This window comes from Novosphingobium mathurense (genome assembly GCF_900168325.1).
GTDB lineage: Bacteria > Pseudomonadota > Alphaproteobacteria > Sphingomonadales > Sphingomonadaceae > Novosphingobium > Novosphingobium mathurense.
The window spans coordinates 596,171-619,842 of the sequence record NZ_FVZE01000001.1; the positions used below are offsets into that span (position 1 = coordinate 596,171).

Sequence of the window (23,672 nt, forward strand, 5' to 3'; positions counted from 1 at the left end):
GGGCGATCCATGCGCCGTTGTCAGTGTCAGGGCTGGACCGGCTCCGTCGCTTCGCGGGCAGGCAGGCGCGATCGGGTCGGAAAATCGCCCGACCCGGTGATTTGCTTCGCTAATCCGTCAGGGCGGCAAATGGCCGCAAGCCGAGCTCAGCCGGCGAAGAAAGCCTTCACATCGTTCATGAACCGATCGAACTGGTCATGATGCAACCAGTGTCCGGCATCTTCGTACTCGATCAGGCGCGCAGTCGGGAAATGGTCCATGCGGCCATCGAGGGCGGGACTGGAAGCGAAGCTGTCCTTACCCCACAGCATCAGGATCGGACAGGTGATCGCTTCCCACAGGGAGATCACGTGCTCTCCCGGAAGGTCCACAACCGGCCAGATATTGAGGTAGTTGTCGAACTTCCAGCTCCAGGTACCATCCTCGTTCCGGCTCGCGCCATGAATGGTAAGGTGCCGGGCCTGCTCGACGGTAAGGAAGGAATTCTCCGCCTTCATCCGTTCGTAGGCATCGCGCAGCGTCAGGTACTTGCGCGGAGTGCGCCCGGCAGCCTGTCGCTTCTTGGAAATCCAGTCTCGCAGCCGTTCGGACGAGCAGTCACCCAGCATTTGGCGGCGTTCTTCAAGGTTCGGGCCAAGGCCCTCGATGTTGACCAGTCTCTCGACTTTCTCGGGATAGAGGCCGGTGAAACGCGTGGCGATGTTGCCGCCAAGCGAATGGGCCATGATCGTCACCTTGTCGTAGCCCAGCGTGTGGACGAGCTGGGCGAAGTCGTAGACATAGGCGTCCATCGCATAGTTGCCCTCGGACGACCAATCGCTGTCACCATGCCCGCGCAGGTCCGGGCAGATCACGTGCCAGTCGCGACGCAGTTCCTCGGCCACCCAGTCCCAGCTGCGACAATGATCGCGCCCGCCGTGCTGGAGAATCAGCGGCGGTGCCTCGGGATTGCCCCAGTCCACGTAATGCAGACGCAGGCGTTGTGAGACGAAGCGGTTCGATGTCGGTCCGAGTAGGCGTTCCATGGCTTTCAAGTGGAACCTCCAGGGCGCAAGGTCAATCGCGCTTCCGTTGCCCCCGGAGTTAGGGGCGCAGGTGTGCATTTGCGGGGATGAAACTAATCCTTGCGACGCTCAAGCTTGGCAAACCGGCCCCCTTGCTCCTATCTCCGGCAGCGAAAAGCTTTCCGCACAGGTTTCACACAAGAGGTTAGACGTGGCGACGACGCACAAGACCCGCATGCTCATTATCGGTTCCGGCCCGGCCGGACTTTCTGCCGCGATCTACGGTGCCCGTGCAGGCATGGAGCCGATCGTCGTGCAGGGCCTCCAGCCGGGCGGCCAGCTCACCATTACCACCGATGTCGAGAATTACCCCGGTTTCCGAGAGGTTATCCAGGGCCCCTGGCTGATGCAGGAAATGCAGGCCCAGGCTGAACATGTCGGCACCCGCATGATGTGGGACACGATCACGTCGGTCGATCTGTCGGGCGAGAAGTTCACGGCGCAGGGCGACAGCGGCGACGTTTACGAGGGCGACACGCTGGTCATCGCCACCGGCGCGCAGGCGCGCTGGCTCGGCGTTCCGGGCGAGCAGGAACTCTCGGGCAAGGGCGTCTCCGCCTGCGCCACCTGCGATGGCTTCTTTTATCGCGGCAAGAAGGTCGTGGTCATCGGCGGCGGCAACACCGCCGTTGAAGAAGCCCTCTACCTCACCAACCATTCAGAGGACGTCACCCTGATCCACCGCCGCGATTCCCTTCGCGCCGAGAAGATCCTGCAGGACCGCCTCTTTGCGCACCCCAAGATCAACGTCGTGTGGAACAAGCGCGTCGACAGCTTCCTGGGCGGCGGCGAGGGCGGTGGCCTGCGGGCGCTCAAGCTGATCGACACGGTGACCGGCGAGGAAAGCGAGATCGAGACCGAAGGTGCCTTCGTCGCCATCGGCCACGCCCCCGCGACCGAACTGTTCAAGGGGCAACTCGCCATGGACGATACGGGCTACCTGCTCGTCGAGCCGGGTACGCCCAAGACCGACGTCCCGGGCGTATTCGCCTGCGGCGACGTGATGGACCACGTCTACCGCCAGGCGATCACCGCTGCCGGCACCGGCTGCATGGCCGCGCTCGACGCCGAGCGCTTCCTCGCCGAAAAGGAATTCGCCGAGGCGGCCAAGGTCGAAGCCTGAGCCATTTCTGATTGCCTCCCCGTTTCCCATGAGGAAGCGGGGAGTGCCGGCAGGCGGTTCGGCACGTTCGGCCGCCTGCAATTGCACGCCCCGCCAGACCGCTGATCGTCTGAGGTCGTTCGGGGTGAGGGCGGTCGAAGGCGCTACTGTGCCTCCAGCACCGCGATAACCTGTTCCACCAGCCAGTCTTGCGCATGAAGCTCTACGTAGCTGTGGGTCGCATCGGGGCAGATCCGGATGCGGGTGTCGCTCTTGTTCCACTTTGCAAGGAACGCCTGTCCGGTCCGGTCGCGCGCGGCGACCAGAAAGCGGATGCAGCCCCGATAGGTCGCAATGCCCTCGGCCATCTCGGCGGCAAGACCGGATAGCCCGGCCGATGCAGGGCGCGCGGCCGACAGGAGACTGCGCAGGAGCTTGCCGATCGAGACCTTGCCGGTCAGCAGGCGGCGGATTGCGGCAGGATCGGTGAGGCGGCGGCGATAGTGGTCGCGGACCACTTCGGCGGGTTCGTCGCGCGCATCGTTGTCGATCGTCCACGGGTTGGACAGCACCATCGCATCGATCCCCGCGCCGCGCGTCAGCATCAGCGCACTGGCGGCATCGCAGTTGCCGAAGGCGACGATCTTGATGACCTGCGGGCATTCGCGGCGCAATGCTGCGAGGGCCGCGGCTATGTCTGGCGCACTGGAGCGGAATTCGCCATTCACTCCCTCGCTGTCCCCGACGCCACGGCGATCGAAGCGCATGACGGGGTAACCGCGGCCAGCAATCCGGGCAGCGAATTTGGCCTGTCCGTTCCATGCCCCGGCGCGCACTTCGTTGCCGCCGCTGACGAGGAGCAGGGCGACGGTGCCGGGCGCATCGTCCAGCGTTGCGGCCAGCCGGGCGCCTTCGCATTCGAACAGGAAATGGCGTCGGTTCATTCCGTGGCGCCCCAGGTCAGGATCGCGGCGAGGGCGTCGGCCTGATCGGGGTCTTCACCCGGTTCCGCGCGCAGCCACAGACCGCTACCGCCGATTTCGGCCTGTTCGATCAGTCTTGCCGTATCCGTGGCGATCGTGGGCTCGAATTCCCGCCAGAATTCTGGCGAGAGGGGATAACCGGCAAGCTCGATGCCCTGCTCCCTGGCGCGCTTGGCCAGATCTTCTCGGCTTTCCTCGCGTCCAGCCTCACGGCTCGCGAGAATTCGCGCACGCAGCATCTGGCGCAGGATCGAGGCGGCCTTCACCGGGGCATAGTGCCAGGTTGGAAGGCCGTCCGGCGTGAACATGCAGCCACCGCGAATGCCCAGAACGTGGGTCGCGCGAAACTGCTTTGCAGCAGCGTCCATTGCGCTGCGCCAGGCTGTGGGCACCTGCCGGTCGAGCTGTTGCAGGCTCTCGTTGCAACCGGGAAGGTCCGGCAGAATGCAGTCGATCCCGGCCGAGTCGAGGCGGCGCATCGTCTCCACCGTCAGGCGACGCAGCTTGTTGCCTTCATCGAACAGCGCCGGGACTATCAGCAACCGCGTTTTGCGATTGCGATCGAAGCTGAGGGCATGTTCGTCGACGAAGCCACCGGCGGGCAGCGGACAGGGCCAACTCGCCGGTGTCACCGCCGGATCAGGCCTCGGCGCGCTTGGACTTGGTGAATTCGAGCAGGCCGCCGAAGGTTTCGAGCATTTCGCCGTCGATCTCGTCGTCTTCGATCACGATGTCTAGGCGGTCCTCGATCTCGGTCAGGAGCCCGGCAACCGCCATCGAATCGAGTTCGGGCAGGTGACCGAACAGGCCCGTTTCGGCATCGAACGTGTCGGCCTGTCCCTGCGCGAGTCCGAGGACATCCGTCAGGATGCGACGCAGCAGCAGGTCGGTATCGTCTTGCATGGCCCCCTCAACAAAGCGTTGTACTTTGGCCAGCGGCTCTAGCCGCCCTTCGCACTTGCGGCAAGACGTCGCAGGCCGATCCGCGCGACGATGAGCCAGTTGTGCGGATCGAAGGGGCGAAACATGTCCAGTCGGTAGCGGGGCCGCACCTGTTCCATCCAGTCGCGCTTGTAGGGATCGTCGCCGGTACCGAAGTCTACCAGCGTCACCCGGTCGACGTCGATGACGTGCCGGAACAGCGCCGCGCTCAGGATGGAGCCGGGCGAAAGCGGCTTGGCGCTCTCGCGGTGGGCCAGCTTGTGAATGAAAGCTGTCTTGCCTTCGACCGTCCACATCTGCGCGGCGATGGCCGGGCCTTCGGGATCTTCGGCGGCCCGGGCGATGCCGAGACGCAGGCGACCTGCTTCGCCTTCGGCCTGTGCAAAGGCGCGCAGGAAGGTCGGAGATCCTTCTTCGGGCTTCCAGCTTTCGGCATAGATCGCCTCGTATTGCTCCCAGGCCAGCGCATCGAAGCGGGTGAGAACCTCGACGGCAACTTTCTTCGTCTTGCGCTTGAGCGTCGTGCGGAGCTTGCCGGGGCGCCCGGCGATATAGTCGTCGTAGCTGCGGCCCGAGATTGCGAGGACATGATTTGTGTCGCTGGCCTCGCGCATGACCAGCCAGCCGGCCTTGCGGAAGGCGGATTCGACGCGCGATGCAGAGTCGTCCTCGTCTGGCAGTCCGGAGAGCGTCAGGCGGCGCGCCTTTCCGGCCAGATCGTGGGCGATTTGGGTGAGCAAGCCTTCAGCCTGCGGTACCGGCGAAAGCACCGGTCGGAACCGGAAAGTGTACCAGTTCGCCAGTGCCGAGAGGTGGCCGCCATTGCCGGTGAGCGGCAGGACGGCCACCGCATCGCCTTCGCGCGCTACGGCGATCGTCGGTGCGATGGCGCAATGCTTGCCAAGCGCTTCCCACCATGCAAGGCGATCGAAGGGCGCGGACTGGCATTCCGGCGAGAGCAGCCTTGCAAGCTGTGCGTCGGATTGCAGTTCCTTAAGATCGGAGTGATATTCGATCTTTACCACGATACCTTCCAGAACCTCGCGGGAGCAGTTCCACCAAAATGCGCGGCAAGAGCGAAAATCCGGTCCTTCCGCTCGACCATCTCGTCCTTCGCGGGGACGATGCGGCCGATGCTCTCGTGCTGCGCGAGGGCGTTCTTAACTACAAGGACTTAAGAACGCGTGTCTCTCGTCTTGCTGCCTGGCTGGCGCAGGAAGTGCCGCAGCAAGGCGCGCGCGTGGCGAGCTGGGCGGCCAAGGGCGAACTGACCTGCCTGCTGCCGCTTGCTGCAGCGCGTGCCGGACTGGTTCACGTGCCGGTCAATCCGCTGCTCAAGCATGCGCAAGTCGCGCATATCCTTGCGGACAGCGGCGCGGCCATGTTGATCGGAACGCCTGCGCGCCTCAAGACGCTGGGTGAGGGCGATGTCCCTCACGAATGCCGCGTTATCGAGGAGCCTGCGGCCTTGGCCGCGGCGGCGGACCTTGGGGGGCACATGGGGCCCTCGAGCGTCGATCCGCAGGCGCTGGCTGCAATCCTCTACACCAGCGGATCGACCGGGCGACCCAAGGGCGTCATGCTCAGCCATGCCAACATGTGGCTGGGGGCAGAGGCCGTGGCCGATTATCTGGGGCTGGCAGGCGATGACCGCACCCTGGCGGTGCTGCCGCTCTCGTTCGACTACGGGCAGAACCAGCTGTTCTCGACATGGTATGCGGGCGGCTGCGTCATCCCGCTCGATTACCTGCTCCCACGCGACCTGGTGAAAGCGGTCGAGCGCCACGGCATCACGACGCTCGCGGCGGTCCCGCCCCTCTGGGTGCAGGTCAGCGAACTCGATTGGCCGGCAGAGACCGCCGGAAAGCTGCGCCGCCTGACCAACAGCGGCGGTGCGCTTACCGTCGATCTGGTCCGCCACTTGCGTGCGCTGTTCCCGCAGGCCCGGCTTTTCCCGATGTACGGGCTGACCGAGGCGTTCCGCTCGACCTATCTCGATCCTGCGCTTGTCGACACGCACCCCACCTCGATGGGCACGGCGATTCCCCATGCCGAGATCCTCGTCATCAACGATGCGGGCGAACTGGCCGCTGATGGCGAGGAGGGGGAGCTGGTCCATTGCGGGCCGCTCGTCGCGCAGGGTTACTGGCAGGATCCGAAGCGCACGGCCGAGCGCTACAAGCCGGCGCCCGCAAGCTCTTCCTATGGCGGCACCGCCGTCTGGTCGGGCGACCGGGTACGGCGCGAAGCGGACGGACTGCTCTATTTCGTCGGGCGCCGCGATGCGATGATCAAGAGCGCGGGCAACCGCATCAGTCCGCAGGAGATCGAGGAAGCCGCGCTCGCCACCGGCCTCGTTGCCGAGGCGGTGGCGCTCGGCCTTGCCGACGAACGGCTGGGTCAGGCGGTCCACCTGATCGTCAGGGCGGCCCCCGGCGCTGAAAACCCCGAACAGGAATTGCCCCGTAAACTCATGCAGGAACTGCCGAATTTCATGCAGCCCAAAGTCATTCACTGGCGCGCGGCCATGCCGATCGGCCCCAATGGCAAGATCGACCGCACCGGTCTGCAGACGGAGCTGGCGGCATGAAGGCGCTCGGTCCGATTCCCGCCGGGTTCACTTCCATCGACGGCGTGCTGGCTGTGGGCGGCAAACCGGTGACGCATTGGGTTGACCAAGCCGGCGGAACCCCGCTGTTCCTTTATTCGGCCGACCGCGTGCGCGACCGGGCTGCGGCGCTGCGTGCGGCGATGCCCGAGCGGCTGTCGCTGCATTACGCGGTGAAGGCCAATCCCTTTGCGCCGCTGCTTTCGGCAATGGCCGGCCTTGTCGATGGCTTCGACATTGCCTCTGGCGGAGAGCTGGAGATCGTGCGACGTGCCGGGATCGCGCTCGACAGGGTCAGTTTTGCAGGGCCGGGCAAGCGCGATGCGGAACTGGAAGCGGCGATCCGGGCCGGGGTGACGCTCAATCTCGAATCCGAGGGCGAGGCGGCGCGGGCACTGGCGATCGCAGGTCGGCTGGGCGTCACGTCGCGACTGGCGATCCGGGTGAACCCCGATTTCGACCTCAAGGGCTCGGGCATGAAGATGGGCGGCGGCGCCAAGCCGTTCGGCATCGATGCCGAGCGTGTGCCCGCTCTCGTGCGCGAAGTGATCGCCAGCGGTGCCGAATGGCGCGGGTTCCACATATTCGCAGGCAGCCAGGCGCTCTCCGCCGAGGCCATTGCCGAGACCCAGGGCCAGACCCTCGATCTGGCGGCGCGCCTTGCGCAGGAGAGTGGAGCGCCACTGCCGCACTGCAATCTGGGCGGAGGCTTCGGCATTCCCTATTTCCCGGGCGACGAACCGCTCGACCTGTCTTTTGTCGGCGCCCGGCTGGCCGAGCGCTTCGAGAAGCTGCCCGACAGCCTGCGCGAAACCCGTTTCTGCATCGAGCTGGGGCGCTATCTCGTCGGCGAATCAGGTGTTTACATCACGCGCATCGTCGACCGGAAAGTCAGCCACGGCGAAGTTTTTCTGATCACCGACGGGGGGTTGCATCATCAGCTCGCCGCCTCAGGAAACTTCGGAACCGTTGTGCGCCGCAACTATCCCTCGGCCATTGCCACGCGCTTCGGTGCAGAGGTCGAGGAGGAGGCTTCCATCGTCGGCTGCCTGTGCACACCGCTCGACAAACTGGCGGACAAGGGCGGGTTCCCTCGCGCTGACGTCGGTGATCTCGTGGCGGTGTTCTGTGCCGGGGCCTATGGTGCCAGCGCCAGCCCGGCCAGTTTCCTGGGGCAGGGACCGGCCCGCGAGCTGCTGGTCTGAAAAAGCCGTAAGGATTTAGGTATTTGCGCGTCCCTTTTTGGGACCTGCTGCCAATTGGCCTCTCAAGGCTAACGCTATGTTCACCCTTTTGACCGATAGCGGAAGCCGGATTTCGCCAGGTCCGCCGCTCTCGTGAGGATTGCGGCGGGTTGGCGCAGTGAGGGAAGTGCCCATGCCGTATCGCCGTCTGACCCGCCTGCTCGCCGTTTGCGCGCTTGCCGGCGTGACTCTCAGCGGATGTGCAGGCGGCGGTGCCGCGCCCGAGCTTCCCCCGGCCTCCTTTGTTGCAATGCAGGAAGGGCCGGGCGAGGAATATGTCATCGGCCCTCTGGATGAACTGACCATTTTCGTATGGCGCAATCCCGAACTGGGCGCGAAAGTGCAGGTCCGTCCCGACGGGCGCATCACCACGCCACTGATCACCGACATGCCTGCCGTGGGCAAGACCCCCTCGATGCTGGCGCAGGACATCCGCCTGCAGCTTTCCCAGTACATCGAGGACCCGCTGGTCTCGGTTATCGTCAACAAGTTCGCGGGAACCTTCAGCCAGCAGATCCGCATTGTCGGCGCGACCGAGAAGCCGGCGTCTATTCCCTACCGTGCCAACATGACCGTGCTGGACGCGATGATCGCGGTGGGCGGCCTGTCCGAATATGCGGCGGGCAACAAGGCGCACCTGATCCGCTTCGACAAGTCGACCGGCAAGCAGAAGGAATATGCCCTGAGGCTGGGCGATCTGCTGAAGAAGGGGGACAGCAAGGCCAACGTCATGCTCAGCCCCGGTGACGTCATCATCATCCCCGAAAGCATGTTCTAAGAGGGGCCGGCGCACGCGATGAACTCTCTCTACGAAGAGCTGCTGGCCGCAATCCACAGCGTCTGGCACCGGCGCTGGATTGCCCTGGGCATTGCCTGGGGCATCTGCCTGTTGGGTTGGCTGGTCGTGGCGCTGATCCCCAACAGCTACGAATCGCGCGCGCGCATCTTCATCCAGCTCGACGACGCGCTGGCCGAACAGGTGGGCATCGGCGTTGCCGACAAGAAGCGTGACATCGAACGCATCCGCCAGACCCTCACAAGCGCGGTGAACCTTGAAAAGGTCGTGCGTTCGACCCGCATCGGCGACACGATCGAAGCACCCAAGCAGATGGAAGCGGCGGTCCTCGCCCTGGCCAAGAACGTCAAGGTTATCAGTCAGCAGGACAACCTCTTCGAGATCACCGCGACCGCCAATTATTCGTCGTTCTCCGATGCGGAAAACGCCAAGCTTGCCCAGAATATCGCCCAGAAGCTGATCGATATCTTCCGCGAGGAAAACCTGTCGGGCAATCGCGGCGAGATGGTCGAGACGCTGGAGTTCGTGAACCAGCAACTCGCCCAGCGCGAGAAGGAACTCGAATCGGCCGAGCAGAAGCGCACAGCGTTCGAGGCCGAGCATCCCGAATTCGCTCTTGGCGGGGCGGCCAGCGCACAGCGCCTTGAATCCTCGCGCGCCGAACTGCGCGGCGTGGAGGCCGATCTCGCCGCCGCACAGGCCGCGCTTGCCGCCATCGACGGCCAGCTTGCCGGTACGCCCAGGACCATCCCCGGGGGTAGCGCCGGCGGTGCATCGGCGGCTCTGGCACAGGCCCAGTCGAACCTTGCAGCCCTGCGCGCCCGTGGCCTTACCGAAGAGCATCCCGACGTGATTGCCGCGCGCAACCAGATCGCCTCGCTCAAGGGACCGGCGGCGCAGGAAGCGGCCAACGGGGTCGGTACGCCGAACCCGGCCTTTACCTCGCTGCAGTCGATCCGCGCCGAACGCCAGGCCAATGTGCAGGCGCTGATTTCCCGCAAGGCCGCATTGCAGTCCGATCTCGCCGGGCTGACCGCGCAGGCGATCCAGAACCCGGAATTCGCCAGCCAGGCCCAGCGGATCAACCGCGACTATGACGTCCTGCGCTCGCAGTACGACAAGCTCCTGCAGGACCGCGAGGAACTGCGCCTGCGCGGCGAAGTGAAGACCGAGCGCGAGGCCGTGAAGTTCGAAGTCGTCGATCCGCCGACGACGCCGCGCGCCCCGGTGGCGCCCAACCGCCCGATCCTGCTGCTGGGCGTGCTGGTCGTCGGCATCGGCGGCGGCTGCGCGGGTGCCTTCGCGCTCAGCAAGGTGCGCTCCGTCTATGCGACGGCAGCGGGTCTGGAGCGTTCGATCGGCCTGCCGGTGCTCGGCGCGATCTCTCAGAACCTGACCGATGCGGCCCGTGCGCTGCGCAAGCGCCGCCTCAAGTATTTCTACGGCGCCAGTGCCGCGCTCTGCGGGCTCTTCGTCGTGCTGCTCGCAGTCGAATTCATCCAGCGCGGCATGGTGGCCTGAAGGGAACGAGCGATGACCGAGCACTCCCGCATCCCGCTTCCCGGCAAGGCCGCTCCCGGTGGATCGCTGATCGAGCGCGCCACCGGTGGCCTCGCTCTCAACAGCCTGATCGCCAAGCCCGCGCCGATCCCGCCCGAGGTGGCGAGCAGGATCCCCAAGCCGGCGCCGCCCGCAGTCGAGCAGCCTGCAGTACAGCCGCCAGCAGAACGGTCGCCTGCCGCGCAGGCTGCGCAACCAGACCCTGCCGTCGAGGTACCTCAACCAGCCGCGCAAGTGGCTGCTGCCCCGCAATCGCCTCCCGCTTCGCAGGAACGCACCGAATTCCGCGGCGTTCATCATCCCGTCGACCGCAATCGCCTGCGCGATCAGGGCCTGATCGTGCCCGAAGGGGCGGTGACCGCGAGCCTTGAGGAGTTCCGCATCGTCAAGCGGCAGCTGCTCCTCCAGTGCGCCGACTTGCGCCGCCAGAACGCAGGACCCGTCGCACAGCGCCTGCTCATCAGTTCTCCGCACCCGGGCGAGGGCAAGACCTACTGCGCGCTCAACCTCGCGCTTTCCATCGCGGCCGAAAAGGAAAGCGAAGTCCTTCTCGTCGATGCCGATTTCGCCAAGCCGTCGATTCTTTCCGCGCTCGGACTGCCCGGCGGTCCGGGGCTGATGGATGCGCTGATGGACGAGAGTATCGACGTTGCCGATTGCGTGCTGGGCACGGATATCCCGGGCCTCTGGGTGCTGCCGGCTGGTGACACCTCGAACACCGACAGCGAATACCTTTCCAGCTCGCGAACCCGCCGTGTGCTCGATCGCCTGACGCAAGGCGCACCGAACCGCGTGGTGATCTTCGATTCGCCGCCCGCGCTGGCAGCTTCGCCCGCCGCGGAGCTGGCCAAATACGTCGGTCAGGTCGTGGTGATCGTACGCGCGGATCGAACCGGGCAGGGGGCGCTAGAAGATGCGATCTCGCTCCTCGGTGCCTGCCCCAATGTGCAGCTTCTTCTGAACGCGGCGCAATTCAGCCCGAGCGGCCGTCGTTTCGGCACTTACTACGGATATCAGGGATGACGGCGAAGCGACGCCTCCGGACCGGCTTGACCGGCCTGGCGACGATGGCGGCGCTGGCGGCCCTGTCGCTGCCTGCCGCAGTGCACGCGCAGACGCTTGGCTACGAAGGCGTCGGCGGGGGCGGGATGGACGGCGACCAGGCATCGGACGGTGCAGGCTCAGACACGTATTCCCCGCCAAAGGCGAAGGCGCGTGGCGGTCGGGGAGGCGGCCAGCGCCGCTATGCGATTCAGCCCTATATCCAGGTCGATCAGATCGTCGACGCGGAGCTTTCGCCGGGCGATGACGTGCTCACTTACACGCAGGTTGCGGTCGGGGTCGATGCCAGCATCGTCGGGCAGCGCAATGCGGTTTCCGCCTCCGTGCGTTACGCGCGTCAGATCGGCTGGAGTGGCAAGGCGCGCGATGGCGATACCATCAGTGGACTCGTAAGCGGTTATGCCACGGTAACGCCAGGCGTGACGCTGGAGGCAGGTGCGCTTGCGACCCGGGTCAGCGTTGAAAACGGCGGCTCTGCGCTGGGCAGCAGTCTGGTTGGCGGCGACTCCTCGTCCAACATCTATTCTGTCTATGGCGGACCTTCGGTGGCAACCCGGGCCGGTGACGTTTCGATCAATGCCAACTACCGCGCCGGTTACACCAAGGTCGACCGGCCCAATGCCTACATTGGCGACGCTGGCGGCGCATCGGGCGATATTTTCGACGAGAGCGTCTCGCACGTTGCCGATGTCGAGGCGGGCGTGGCGCCTTACGAGATCCTGCCCGTTGGCTTGGCCGTCGCGGGCAGCTTCTATCAGGAGGACATCTCCAACCTCGATCAGCGCGTGCGTGACATGCAGGCGCGCGCCATGGTTACGGTGCCGGTCAGCCGCACGGTCCAGGCCGTCGGTGCGATCGGGTACGAAGACGTCGAGGTGTCCAGCCGCGATGCCGTGCGCGATGCAGACGGCAACCCGGTGATCGGCAGGAACGGTCGCTTCAGGACAGACAAGAGCGCGCCGCGCCAGATCGCCTATGACGTGGAGGGCCTGATCTGGGATGTTGCGGTGATGTGGCGTCCCAGCCGGCGCACGTCGCTTTCGGCCCATGTCGGGCGACGTTACGGGGCGACCAGCTTCGGCGGTACTCTCGCCTATGCGCCGAACGACCGCAGCCAACTGAGCGTGGCAGTCTATGACAACGTCGCCGGCTTCGGTGGCCAGCTCAACCGCTTCCTCAACGATCTGCCCGATGATTTCGAGGCGGTGCGCGATCCGATCACGGGAGAACTGCGCGGCTGTGTCGATTCGCTCGAAGGCAGCAATTGCCTTGCCGGTGCACTCGGTTCGGTGCGGTCGGCCACGTTCCGGTCGCGCGGGGTGACGGCAAGTTATGCGATGAAGCTGGGACGCCTCAATGCAGGCGTGGGTGCCGGTTACGATCGCCGCAAGTTCATCGCCGCCGAGGGGACGGTTCTGGCCTCGGCCAACGGCCTCATCGACGAAAATTACTGGTTGGCGGCCTATTTGAGCGGTCGGCTCGGCCCCGATGCCGGCTGGAGCACGAATGTCTATGCCAACTGGCTTTCGAGTTCCGGCCCGCTGGGCGGCGACGTTGCCGGTTATGGCGCCACGGCGGCCTACTACCGCCTGCTGACGCAGCGCTTGCGGGCTACCGCGGCGCTCGGGATCGACGGGACGACCCGCAACGATCCCTCCATTGACGATATCTGGACCGCATCGGCCCTCGTCGGCCTGCGGTACAATTTCTGAAGTCCTAAGGAGGACGAGAGATGTTCGACGATTTCTACGGGTTCGAAAGCCGCCCGTTCCAGCTTACGCCCGACCCGGCGTTCTATTTCGAGAGCCGGACGCACCGCAAGGCGCTGTCCTACCTCGGCTATGGCCTCGCCCAGGGGGAAGGCTTCGTTGTCATCACCGGTGAAGTGGGTGCGGGCAAGTCGACGCTGGTCGCGCATCTCATGGCGACGATCGATCCCAGTCGCCTGACGGCGGCGCAGGTCGTCACCAGCGCGCTCGATGGTGAGGAGATCGTCCATGTCGTCGCACAGGCGTTCGGCCTGCCGGTTGCCGGGCACGACAAGGCCTCGGCGCTGGGTGCTATCGAGGGTTTCCTGCATGAAGAGGCGCGCCACGGTCGCCGCTGCCTGCTGATCGTCGACGAGGCGCAGAACCTTTCCGTCTCCGCGCTAGAAGAACTGCGCATGCTTTCGAACTTCCAGCTCGGATCGCATCCGCTGTTGCAGACGCTGTTGCTGGGCCAGCCGGAATTCCGCGCGACCCTGCTCGATAGCAGGGAACTGGAACAGCTGCGTCAGCGTGTCATCGCCACGCACCACCTCGAAGCGATGCAGGCAGACGAAGTGCAGGCCTATATCGAGCACCGCCTTGGTTGCGTGGGCTGGCAGGGCAATCCGCAGTTCGATGCGGAAGTTTTTGCCGGGATCTTCGAAGCGACGGGTGGCGTGCCGCGGCGGATCAACCAGTTGGTCAATCGCCTGCTGCTGCTGGGTGCGGTCGAGCAGCGTTCCGTGATCGATTTCGACGTCTTGTCACAGGTCCTTGCCGAACTGGATGCCGATGGGTCGATCTCGCTGGTAAGCCGCAAGGCTCCCGAGCCGGAAGTCGAGCGCAAGGGGCCTGCCATGCAGGTCGAGGCTGCCGAAACGGAGGGGGGCGAACGCGAAGTCCAGGTACAGGCCGAGCCCGTTCAGGCAGGCATCGATACCGAGGAAGTCGCCGCGGTGATCGAATCGGCGCTGGCTGATCGGGACGCGCAGATCACCGAACTGCAGCAGGCCGTGCTTGAACTCGCGACCGCAGCCGAAGCGCGCGAGCAGGAAGCTGCCGTCGCCAGTGAGGCGCGGGTCGCGGCTCTCGAAACGCAGCTTCAGGCGATGACCGGCCATGTTTCGGATCTCGAGGCGCGCCTTGCCGAGCATGACCGCATGCTGCGTCATACCCTGACGATGCTGATCGAGTGGATCGAAGGCGGCGAGGGCCAGCGCCGCGCCGCCTGATAGCCCCAGCCTTCGTTCGCGTCTGACCGGAGTGAGCCCGATGCCTGCCAGTCTCCCGATCAACGGTCTCTCGGTCGACGTCGAGGACTGGTTCCAGGTCGGCGCCTTCGAAACCGTCATTGCCCGCGAAAACTGGTCCACGCTGGCGGACCGCGTCGAGCGCAATTGCGATGCGATCCTTGCGATGTTCGCCGATGCCGGGGTGAAGGGCACCTTCTTCACGTTGGGCTGGGTGGCCGAGCGTCACGGTCCGCTGATGCGCCGCATCGCGGGTGAGGGGCATGAAGTAGCAAGCCACGGCTGGGACCATGAGCGCGTCTTCCGCCTTGGTGCTGAAGGTTTCGCACGCGATCTCGAACGCAGCCGCAAGGCCATCGAGGACGCCGCCGGTGTGGCCGTAACCGGCTACCGGGCACCGAGCTTCTCCATCGATGCGCGCACGCCCTGGGCCTTCGAAGTTCTGGCCGGACAGGGCTATGCCTATAGCTCCAGCGTCGCGCCGATCGCTCACGATCACTACGGCTGGCGCGAGGCGCCGCGCTTTACCTTCCATCCGCTGGCAGGCAGCGATTTCGTCGAGATTCCGGTCACGACGGCCACTTTCGCCGGCCGCCGTCTTGCCGCGGGCGGGGGCGGTTTCTTCCGCGTTCTGCCCTATGGCTTTTCGCGTTGGGCGATCCGGCAGGTGAACCGCGTCGAGGGCCGTCCGGCGGTCTTCTATTTCCACCCTTGGGAAATCGATCCGAACCAGCCGCGAGTCGAGAACGCTCCGCTTCGCTCGCGTCTGCGGCACTACACCAATCTCGATGTCATGGCGGCCAAGCTGCGCCAGCTCATCGACGAGTTCAGCTGGGGCCGCATGGACGAACTGGCCGCGCGCGAAGCTGGCAGGGCTTTGGCGCTGGCGGCATGAACGCGCCTTTCGCCCCGACCCGCGCGCAAGTGCGGCTGGCCGATCTGGCCGATCCGGATGAGGTCGCCCGGCTCGAAGGCTATGTCGCGGCGCATCCGCAAGGCACGCCTTTTCACCGTCCCGCCTGGTTCGTGGCGACTGCCCGTGCGACCGGCAACCGGTCATTCGCGCTGGTGCAGGAGCGGCACGGCGAACTCGTTGCCTTCCTTCCCTTGAGCGCGATCCATTCGCCCATCTTCGGGGATATGCTGGCCTCCAGCGGTTTTGCGGTCGGCGGCGGCTTGCTGGCGGATGAAGGCTCCGAACCCGGTGAAGTGCTGCGCGCCGCAGAGGAACTGGCGCTGCGTCTGTCCTGCCCGACTGTCGAGCTGCGCGGCGGCGTGCTTCCCGATGCGGGGCAGGGCTGGGCGCTCAAGACCGAATCGCACTGCAATTTCGCACGGCCTCTGGCGGCGGACGATGAGGCGGAACTGCTTGCGATCCCGCGCAAGCAGCGCGCCGAGGTGCGCAAGGCTCTGGCGAACGACCTGTCCGTCGAGATCGGCACGTCCGAGCGTGACCGGGCTGCGCATTATGCGGTCTTTGCCGAAAGCTACCGCAATCTCGGCACGCCGGTATTTTCGCGCGCGCTGCTCGACGCCGTTGTCGATGCCTTCGGCGAGGATGCGGACATCCTGACCGTGCGGCACGAAGGACGTCCCCTCGCCAGCGTGATCACGGTCTATCACCGGGGCGCTGCCATGCCCTATTGGGGCGGTGGCACATGGGAAGCGCGGCGCCTGCGCGCGAATGACCGGATGTATTATGAACTCATGCTCCATGCCCGCAGGCGCGGGTGCAGCACGTTCGATTTCGGTCGGTCGAAGACGCGAAGCGGAGCCTACCATTTCAAGCGCAACTGGGGCTTCGAACCCGAGCCGCTGACTTATGCCAGCTGGACCGCTCCCGGAGCCACCCCGCGCGAGGCCGACCCTGCCAGTTCCAAGTTGTCGCTCCAGATCGCGATCTGGCAGAAACTGCCGCTTGGCATCGCCAACCGCCTCGGCCCGCTGATCGCCCGGGGGATCGGCTGATGGGTGAAATCCTGTTCCTGTCCCACCGCATTCCGTTCCCGCCCGACCGGGGCGACAAGATCCGCTCGCACCACGTTCTCAAGGCGTTGGCGGGCATGGCTCCGGTCCACGTCGCCACGTTTGCCGACGATGAGCAGGACTTCGCGAGCGAGTCTGACCTCGCTGCGATTTCGGAAAGCCACCTGCTGCTGCGCCGGATAAAGCCGCTGCCGCTTGCCGCTATCGAAGCCCTGTCGTGGGGCAGGCCGGTCAGCCTCACCGCCTTTCACGACCGCCGCCTGAAGGGGTGGGTGCGCGAAACCCTGCGCAAGCGTGACATCGACGTCATCTACGTCTTCTCCGGGCAGATGGCGCAGTACGTGCCCGACAGCTTCACCGGCCGCGTCGTCGCCGATCTGGTCGATGTCGATTCGGCCAAGTTCGAAGCCTATGGGGCGAACGCAAAGGGCCTGCGCAGCTGGATCGATCGTCGCGAAGGGCGCGTCCTCGGCGCGGAAGAAGCGCGCATCGTCCGCCGTGCTGACGCCAGCCTGCTGATCACTTCGCTCGAAGCCGAACTGCTGCGTTCGCGCCTGCCGCTGGATCTTGCTGGTAGTGCAAAGGTCCACGCGATGGGCAATGGCCTCGACAGCGCATGGTTCGACCCGGCCCTGGTGGAGCCCGAACCGCGCATCGTTCAGTCGGGCGGTCCGCGGATCATCTTTACCGGACAAATGGACTATGCGCCCAATGTCGCGGCGGTCCTGCGCGCTATCGATCGCATCATGCCTGCCGTGCGCGCGGCCTGCGGACATGCGACACTGCATGTCGTCGGCCGCAATCCGGTCGAGGCATTGCTTGCGCGCGACGGCGTGAACGGCACGCGGATATGGGGGCGCGTCGAGGATATTCGCCCGTGGCTCGCAGGTGCCGATCTTGCACTGGTGCCGCTGGACATCGCGCGCGGCGTGCAGAACAAGGTGCTCGAGGCAATGGCGATGGAACTGCCGGTGATCCTCACTCCGGGAGCGGCCAACGGCATCGATGCCGTCGACGGGCGCGATTTTCACATAGCCGACGGCGATGCCGCCATGGCCGGTGCGATCCTCGCCTTTTCCCAGAGCGCGGCGCGCAAGCAGGCCAAGGGTTCGGCTGCACGCCGTTGGATCGTTGAAAACGCAAGCTGGTCGGCCGCGCTGTCGCGCCTGCCTGAATACATCGGTCGTGCATGCCCACGCCTGAGCGACGTTGCCTGACATGCGCTCCTTCGCCGAAGTCCTCCATTCCGGAGGAGGCCCGATTCCTGCAAGCTGGCGCGGTCCGCTCCTGCGACTGGCAGGGGTCTGGCTCGTTCTTCTTGGCGCATTCGCCGCGGACTGGGCGGCGATGGTGCGGCAGTGGTGGGACATCTCTACCTACAACCATATCCTGCTGATCCCGCCGATCCTTGGCTGGTTGGTCTGGCAGCGCTGGGGCGAGTTGCGCAAGCTTGAGCCGCAGGCGTGGTGGCCGGGCCTGCTTCTGTTGGGAGCAGCCGCCTTCATCTGGTTGCTGGGGGCGATATCGGGACTGGATCTTGCGCGGCAGGCCGGGGCCATCGCCATGCTGGGCGCGAGCGTTCCGCTGCTGTTGGGCCCACAGGTGAGCGCAGGGCTGCTGTTCCCGCTGTGCTATCTCGCCTTCCTCGTCCCGCTGGGCGAGGAACTGGTGAACGTCCTGCAGATGATTACGGCCAAAATTACGGTCGGGCTCACGCACCTGAGCGGCATTCCCGCTGTTATCGACGGCGTGTTCATCGATACCCCGGCTGGCCTGTTCGAGGTGGCCGAAGCCTGCTCGGGTGTGAAGTTCCTGATCGCGATGGTCGCATTCGGCGTTCTGGCCGCCAATGTCTGTTTCGTCAGTTGGCCGCGCCGGATCGCCATGGTCGGAGCGTGCGTGGTCGTGCCGATCCTCGCCAATGGCGTCAGGGCATGGGGCACGATCTATGCTGCGCAGTGGTTTGGCGCAGACGTCGCGGCAGGCTTCGATCATATCGTCTATGGCTGGTTCTTCTTCGCCATCGTGCTGGGGCTCGTCATCCTCGGGGCCTGGCGGTTCTTCGACCGTCCGCCGGCCGATCCCATCATCGATGCCGAAGCGATCCGCGGCCATGCGGTACTGGCACGCCTTTGCGCAATGCAGGTGAGTTACACCTTCGCTCTGCTCGGCCTTGTTGCCCTGTTGCTCTTGGCGCGCGGCTGGGCCTTTGGAGCCGACCGGATCGCTGCGCCCCTGCCGGCGCAAATTCACCTTCCAGAAGTCTCCGGCTGGAGCCGCGCGGACTATGCACCAGCGATCTGGTGGGAACCGCAAGCGTCAGGGGCGGAGCACCGCCTGCTAGGCCGCTATGTCGATGGCGAGGGCGGCAAGGTGGACGTCTTCCTCGCGCTCTATGCCTCGCAGGGGGAAGGACGCGAAGCCGGCGGCTTTGGGCAGGGCGCGCTGATGCCGGACAGCGCCTGGGCATGGCAGGGGCCGGGCAGGGCCTTCGCCAGCGGCAGGAGCGAACGGCTGCTCGGTGCCGGCAAGGTCGAGCGGCTGGCCGTCACCTGGTATCGCAACGGAGACCTGCTGACAGGAAGCAATGCGCGTCTCAAGCTGGCGGTGATCGGCAATCATCTTCTCCTGAGGGCACGCCCGACGACGATGCTGATCGTCTCCGCCACGGATACGCCTGACCAGCCCGCTGCCGAGGCCATATCGCGCTTTGTGTCATCCACCGGACCGCTGGACGCGTGGATGGACCGCGTCGCCCAACTCCGGTAGGTACCCGTCTGCATGTGCGGCATTGCCGGTATCTATCATCTTGAAACGCCCAAGCCCGTCGACCCCGCAAGGGTCGAGGCGATGTGCGACGCCATGGTCCATCGCGGGCCAGACGGCCACGGCGTATGGACGGCGCCGGGCGTAGGGTTGGGTCATCGACGCCTGTCGATCATCGACCTTGCCGGCTCGCCCCAGCCGATGGCGTCGAGCGACGGCCGCGCGATGCTCGTGTTCAATGGTGAGATCTACAACTACCGCGAGCTGCGCGAGGAACTGCGCAAGGCGGGCGCGATGTTCCACACCGATGGCGACAGCGAAGTCATTCTCGCTGCGTGGCAGCGCTGGGGCCCGGAATGCGTCAGCCGCCTGCACGGGATGTTCGCCTTCGCCCTTTACGACTGCGAGGCGCGCACGCTGTTCCTCGCTCGTGACCGTCTGGGCGTGAAACCGCTGTTCATGGCGCCCTTGAGCGACGGAAGTCTGGCGTTCGGCTCCGAACTCAAGGCGCTTCTCGCCCATCCGATGCTGCGGCGGGAAGTCGATCCGCTCGCTGTGGAGGATTACCTGGCCTGGGGCTACGTGCCCGACAGCAGCTCCATGCTGAAGGGCGTGATGAAGTTGCCCGCTGGCCATTCGCTGCTCCTGCAGCACGGCAAGGCGATGCCTGACCCAAGGCAGTACTGGGACGTTTCCTTCACCGAGCGTCGCAAGGGCAAAGTGGAGGATCTCGAGGCCGAATTGCTGCACCTGATGCGGCAGGCGGTGACCTCGCGCATGGCAGCGGACGTTCCGCTCGGGGCATTCCTCTCGGGCGGGGTCGACAGTTCGAGCGTGGTGGCCCTGATGGCGGAGACATCTTCGCAAGCCGTGCGCACCTGCTCCATCGGCTTCGATGTCGCTGCGCTCGACGAGACGGCCTACGCGAGTCAGGTCGCGCAGCGCTATGGCACCGATCACCAGGTCCGGCAGGTCTCACCGGACGACTTCGGAATGATCGATGCACTGGCGGGCATGTTCGACGAGCCGTTCGCCGATGCCTCGGCGCTGCCGACATGGCGCGTTTGCCAACTGGCGCGCGAAAGCGTGACCGTTGCGCTGTCCGGCGACGGCGCGGACGAGGCGCTTGCGGGCTATCGCCGGCATCTGTTCCAGTACGGAGAGGATCGCATTCGCGCGCTTGTGCCGCAGGCGGTGCGCGCACCGGTCTTCGGAACGCTGGGAGCGATCTATCCCAAGGCTGACTGGGCGCCGCGCCCGCTGCGGGCGAAGACGACACTGCTTTCGCTGGCCGGCGATTCCGCGGAAGGTTATGCGCGTGCGATCGGTTTTACCCCGCCGGAACTTCGCGACAGTCTCTACTCGCCCGAATTCCTCCGCCTGCGTGGGGATTATCGTGCCGAGGCGCCGCTGCTGGACCTGATGCGCCGCGCGCCGGCGCGCTCCGGACTGGACCGGGCGCAGTATGCCGATCTCAAGGCGTGGCTGCCGGGAGACATCCTGACCAAGGTCGACCGTACGAGCATGGCTGTCAGTCTCGAAGCGCGCGAGCCCTTGCTCGATCACCGGCTGATCGAATTCGCCGCCAGCCTGCCCGAATCGATGCGCGTGCGCAGCGGGCAGGGCAAGTGGCTGATGAAGCGCACGATGCAGCGATTCCTGCCGGACGACATCCTCTATCGCCCCAAACAGGGCTTCGTGACGCCGATTGCCCAGTGGTTTCGCGGTCCGCTGGCCCAGGTAGCCCGGGATGTCTGCTCCAGCGCACAGCTGGCCCGGACCGGCTGGTTCGACAGCCGCCGCCTGACGGGTCTGGTCGATGCCCATCTTGCGGGAACTTCTGACAATTCCCGGCTGCTCTGGCAGTTGTTGATGCTTGAGAAGGCATTTACCAAGTTGGGTATTGCCTGAACCCGCCTGCGCGCTGGATAAACCGGTCTTGACCTGCCTGTGTAAAAGCCGGGAATTAACTACACCCAATCTTAGGACATTTACTCTAGGCCATCCCTGAGAAGCGTCATTGAAGGACGTGTATGAAGGTCAAGGTCTACGATTCTCGGACGAAAAATGCGGGGGATTCCCGCGGTGCTGACGTGCACCCGACGTCCGTGAATGCCGTGGAACGAAGGGTGAGGCCGAAATGACCGATCTCAAGGCCCGTTTCCGCAAGTTCTGGAGCAATGCCCGCTTCCGCATCGTCTTCTGGGCGACGCTGACCGGCGTACTGTGCGGTGTCTCGGGCGTTGGTTTGCCGGTCGAGGATGTGCTGTCGAACCTCAGAAATTACCTCAGGATTCATCCGTCTAAGGGTGAAATCGCGATGGTCCTGCAGGACACGAACACGCTTAATGCCTTGGGCGCGATGGACGTGTCACGTTCGAATGACGCCGTAGTCGTCGATGCGCTCTTCAAGGCTGGGGCGAAGCGCGTGTTTTTCGATCGAGCGCTGAGCTATTATGCTGACAACAAGGGCAACGATGAGTTTGTCGAAGTACTGAAGAAATATCCGAACAGGGTCTTTCTTGGTGCGATGCCAAGCAACAATGGCGTAGGCGGCAATTACGCTGCGTCGCTACCTGTTCGTCAGTTCCGCAAAGAGGCGCATGTTGTCTCTTTGCTGGCCCTGTTCCATCCTTTCAACTTGAACATGAGTATACCTTTTTCATCGGATAGTCCGATGGGACAAATTCCCAGCATGTCGGTCGCAATTGCAGGATTGAAAGATTATCCTGATGGCGTTTTTCAGCCAGACTATTCTATAGATTACAAGACGATACCGACCTCGAGCTATATCGATGTAATTCGAGGGAAGCTCGATGTCAGTTTGGTCAGCGGCAAAGATGTAATTATCGCACCTGGCGCGATCAGTTATAACGATATCCATCCGTTGCCGGGGCAGGGCTACGCTCCGGGCGGATATGCACATGCAATTGCTGCAGAGACCCTCAAACGCGGATTGCCGGTTCAGTTGGGATGGCTTCCGCCATTTCTGCTTGTATGCGTCATCATCGTCTCTGGCCTGGGCCGAGGGCGAGTTTTCGATGTATATCGCTTTAGCGGCCTGACTGTGGTCCTTATCGCGGCTCCTTTCGTCCTTAATTACATTAGTGTACAGGTTGCGATCTTCCCAGCCTTGGCGACAGCTGCGGTGGCAGTCTTCCGCATGCGAAACCTTGATCGTGTCGAAGTGGCTGGCGAGACCAACGCAGGATCGGGACTTCCTAGCGTTCAGGCGCTGCGCAACTACGAAGCGATGTCCACCAAGATTCTGGTTGCTCTCAAAATCCGTAACTACGGCGCTATAATCGGAAGCTTCGCCGAGCATGTCGAGGCGCAGGTTGCGCACGAAATTGTCCGGCGAATCCGCATCAGCGATCATGACGTTACCGTCTATCACGAAGGCGGCATGTTCCTGTGGCTGTCCAATATTCGCAGCACTTTCGATCTGTTCGAGAACCTCGAGGGCCTGCATCGCATTGTCCAGAACGGCATCCAGGTCAGCGGCATGGACATCGACCTGTCGTTCAACTGCGGCATCGATTCCGAGTTCGACCGGACAGTCTCGAGCCGTGTCGCGAGCGCCATGCAGTCGGCCGAGGAAGCGGTTCGCAATGACGAACTGGTCTATCAGCATGACAGTCGCCGGCACGAGGCGCAGTGGGAGCTCTCGCTGCTGACCCAGTTGGACCGGGCCATCGACAATGGCGAAGTCTGGGTGGCCTATCAGCCCAAACTCGATGTGAAGACCAACCGTATCGCCGGAGCGGAGGCACTCGTTCGCTGGACGCATCCCGAACGCGGGCCGATCAGCCCGGACAAGTTCATCCGCATAGCCGAGGAATTCCATCGGATCGAACGCATCACGCGCTTTGTCGTCAACGAAGCGGTGCGTTCAGCCGTAGACCTTGCGCAGATGGGATACGACTTCTCGATGTCGGTCAATATCTCGGCCCAGCTCCTGCGCAATCCGGGCCTTCCGGGAATGATCTCGGAGATTCTGGCTGCCCACGGTCTGCCTCCCGAGAAGCTGGTCCTTGAAATCACCGAGACCGATCGTCTCGATCGCAGTTCGCGCACCTTCCAGATGCTTCAGCGCCTGGTCCAGTCAGGACTGCGCCTGTCGATCGACGATTTTGGCACCGGTAACGCGACGATCGACTACTTGCGTTACCTTCCGGCCTCGGAGATCAAGATCGACAAGGTCTTCGTTCAGGCCATGGAGGCCAACAAGGAAGACTATCTGCTCGTCCAGTCGATCATCGAAATGGCCCATTCGCTCGACCGCATAGTGGTCGCGGAAGGGGTCGAGACAGGGACTGCGCTCGAAATTCTCAAGGGCATGGGGTGCGATACGATCCAGGGTTACTACGTCAGTCGTCCCGTCCCGTTCATGGACCTGATCGATAATATCGAAAGGAAGCACGTCCGAATGAATGGTTAAAAAAGTCTTGCTGACTTCTTAACTCATTGTTATCCATATGGGCAGCCGCAAAAACGCGGCGGTTCACATGGGGAAATACAATGTACAGCTGGCTTTGGGGCGGCCTCGGTCGCTAAAAAT

Annotated in this window: 19 protein-coding genes; 14 read left to right on the plus strand and 5 right to left on the minus strand. The window is 64.3% G+C overall.

Annotated features, from left to right (window positions below):
• Positions 1–146: 146 nt before the first annotated feature.
• Positions 147–1,025 carry an alpha/beta fold hydrolase gene (locus B5483_RS02940; protein ID WP_079729414.1) on the minus strand — a complete coding sequence of 293 codons (879 nt, stop codon included), beginning with the start codon at positions 1,023–1,025 and terminating at the stop codon, positions 147–149.
• A gap of 190 nt (positions 1,026–1,215) precedes the next feature.
• On the opposite strand from B5483_RS02940, the gene trxB reads away from it, so the two are divergent.
• Positions 1,216–2,187, plus strand: a complete 972-nt coding sequence (trxB, locus tag B5483_RS02945) for a thioredoxin-disulfide reductase (RefSeq protein WP_054946466.1) — start codon at positions 1,216–1,218, stop codon at positions 2,185–2,187.
• 143 nt (positions 2,188–2,330) lie between these two features.
• On the opposite strand, the gene B5483_RS02950 is transcribed toward trxB, so the two are convergent.
• The 4 genes from B5483_RS02950 to B5483_RS02965 are packed head-to-tail and all read right to left on the minus strand — an operon-like array spanning position 2,331 to position 5,116.
• Positions 2,331–3,110, minus strand: coding sequence for a hydrolase 1, exosortase A system-associated (locus B5483_RS02950; RefSeq protein ID WP_079729415.1), 780 nt, complete (start codon positions 3,108–3,110; stop codon positions 2,331–2,333).
• Positions 3,107–3,781 carry an alpha/beta hydrolase family protein gene (locus tag B5483_RS02955; RefSeq protein ID WP_079729416.1) on the minus strand — a complete coding sequence of 225 codons (675 nt, stop codon included), beginning with the start codon at positions 3,779–3,781 and terminating at the stop codon, positions 3,107–3,109. The genes B5483_RS02950 and B5483_RS02955 overlap by 4 nt, the downstream gene beginning before the upstream one ends.
• 7 nt (positions 3,782–3,788) lie before the next feature.
• A complete protein-coding gene (locus tag B5483_RS02960; RefSeq protein ID WP_007011125.1) occupies positions 3,789–4,052 on the minus strand; it encodes an acyl carrier protein in 264 nt (87 codons plus the stop codon).
• A 38-nt stretch (positions 4,053–4,090) separates the two neighbouring features.
• Entirely contained in the window at positions 4,091–5,116 is a 1,026-nt protein-coding gene (locus B5483_RS02965; protein ID WP_245828800.1) for a GNAT family N-acetyltransferase, read from the minus strand.
• A 38-nt stretch (positions 5,117–5,154) separates the two neighbouring features.
• On the opposite strand from B5483_RS02965, the gene B5483_RS02970 reads away from it, so the two are divergent.
• From B5483_RS02970 to B5483_RS03030, 13 genes are all read left to right on the plus strand, one after another.
• Positions 5,155–6,681, plus strand: a complete 1,527-nt coding sequence (locus B5483_RS02970; protein ID WP_079729418.1) for an acyl-CoA ligase (AMP-forming), exosortase A system-associated — start codon at positions 5,155–5,157, stop codon at positions 6,679–6,681.
• Complete coding sequence (locus B5483_RS02975; protein WP_079729419.1) at positions 6,678–7,904, plus strand: pyridoxal-dependent decarboxylase, exosortase A system-associated; 1,227 nt, start codon at positions 6,678–6,680, stop codon at positions 7,902–7,904. Before B5483_RS02970 ends, B5483_RS02975 begins: the two co-directional genes overlap by 4 nt.
• A 172-nt stretch (positions 7,905–8,076) precedes the next feature.
• On the plus strand, positions 8,077–8,721 hold the full coding sequence (locus B5483_RS02980) for an XrtA/PEP-CTERM system exopolysaccharide export protein (protein ID WP_054946472.1): 645 nt from the start codon (positions 8,077–8,079) through the stop codon (positions 8,719–8,721).
• 18 nt (positions 8,722–8,739) lie between these two features.
• The gene (locus tag B5483_RS02985) at positions 8,740–10,260 is read left to right on the plus strand and encodes an XrtA system polysaccharide chain length determinant (protein ID WP_079729420.1); all 1,521 of its coding nucleotides are present in this window, start codon (positions 8,740–8,742) and stop codon (positions 10,258–10,260) included.
• Positions 10,261–10,272: 12 nt separating this feature from the next.
• Positions 10,273–11,322, plus strand: a complete 1,050-nt coding sequence (locus B5483_RS02990; protein ID WP_079729421.1) for a P-loop NTPase family protein — start codon at positions 10,273–10,275, stop codon at positions 11,320–11,322.
• Positions 11,319–13,073 (plus strand): preprotein translocase subunit YajC, encoded by a 1,755-nt coding sequence (locus B5483_RS02995; RefSeq protein WP_079729422.1) that lies wholly within the window; start codon positions 11,319–11,321, stop codon positions 13,071–13,073. Before B5483_RS02990 ends, B5483_RS02995 begins: the two co-directional genes overlap by 4 nt.
• Before the next feature lie 20 nt (positions 13,074–13,093).
• Positions 13,094–14,341 carry an XrtA/PEP-CTERM system-associated ATPase gene (locus B5483_RS03000; RefSeq protein ID WP_079729423.1) on the plus strand — a complete coding sequence of 416 codons (1,248 nt, stop codon included), beginning with the start codon at positions 13,094–13,096 and terminating at the stop codon, positions 14,339–14,341.
• A 40-nt stretch (positions 14,342–14,381) separates the two neighbouring features.
• Entirely contained in the window at positions 14,382–15,254 is an 873-nt protein-coding gene (locus tag B5483_RS03005; RefSeq protein WP_079729424.1) for an XrtA system polysaccharide deacetylase, read from the plus strand.
• A complete protein-coding gene (locus B5483_RS03010; RefSeq protein WP_079729425.1) occupies positions 15,251–16,327 on the plus strand; it encodes a FemAB family XrtA/PEP-CTERM system-associated protein in 1,077 nt (358 codons plus the stop codon). Before B5483_RS03005 ends, B5483_RS03010 begins: the two co-directional genes overlap by 4 nt.
• Complete coding sequence (locus B5483_RS03015) at positions 16,327–17,562, plus strand: TIGR03087 family PEP-CTERM/XrtA system glycosyltransferase (RefSeq protein ID WP_079729426.1); 1,236 nt, start codon at positions 16,327–16,329, stop codon at positions 17,560–17,562. The genes B5483_RS03010 and B5483_RS03015 overlap by 1 nt, the downstream gene beginning before the upstream one ends.
• Before the next feature lies 1 nt (position 17,563).
• Positions 17,564–19,114 carry an exosortase A gene (gene xrtA, locus B5483_RS03020; RefSeq protein WP_079729427.1) on the plus strand — a complete coding sequence of 517 codons (1,551 nt, stop codon included), beginning with the start codon at positions 17,564–17,566 and terminating at the stop codon, positions 19,112–19,114.
• A 12-nt stretch (positions 19,115–19,126) separates the two neighbouring features.
• On the plus strand, positions 19,127–21,022 hold the full coding sequence (locus tag B5483_RS03025; protein ID WP_079729428.1) for an XrtA/PEP-CTERM system amidotransferase: 1,896 nt from the start codon (positions 19,127–19,129) through the stop codon (positions 21,020–21,022).
• A gap of 337 nt (positions 21,023–21,359) precedes the next feature.
• Positions 21,360–23,552, plus strand: a complete 2,193-nt coding sequence (locus tag B5483_RS03030) for an EAL domain-containing protein (RefSeq protein WP_245828801.1) — start codon at positions 21,360–21,362, stop codon at positions 23,550–23,552.
• The last annotated feature ends 120 nt before the right edge of the window (positions 23,553–23,672 follow it).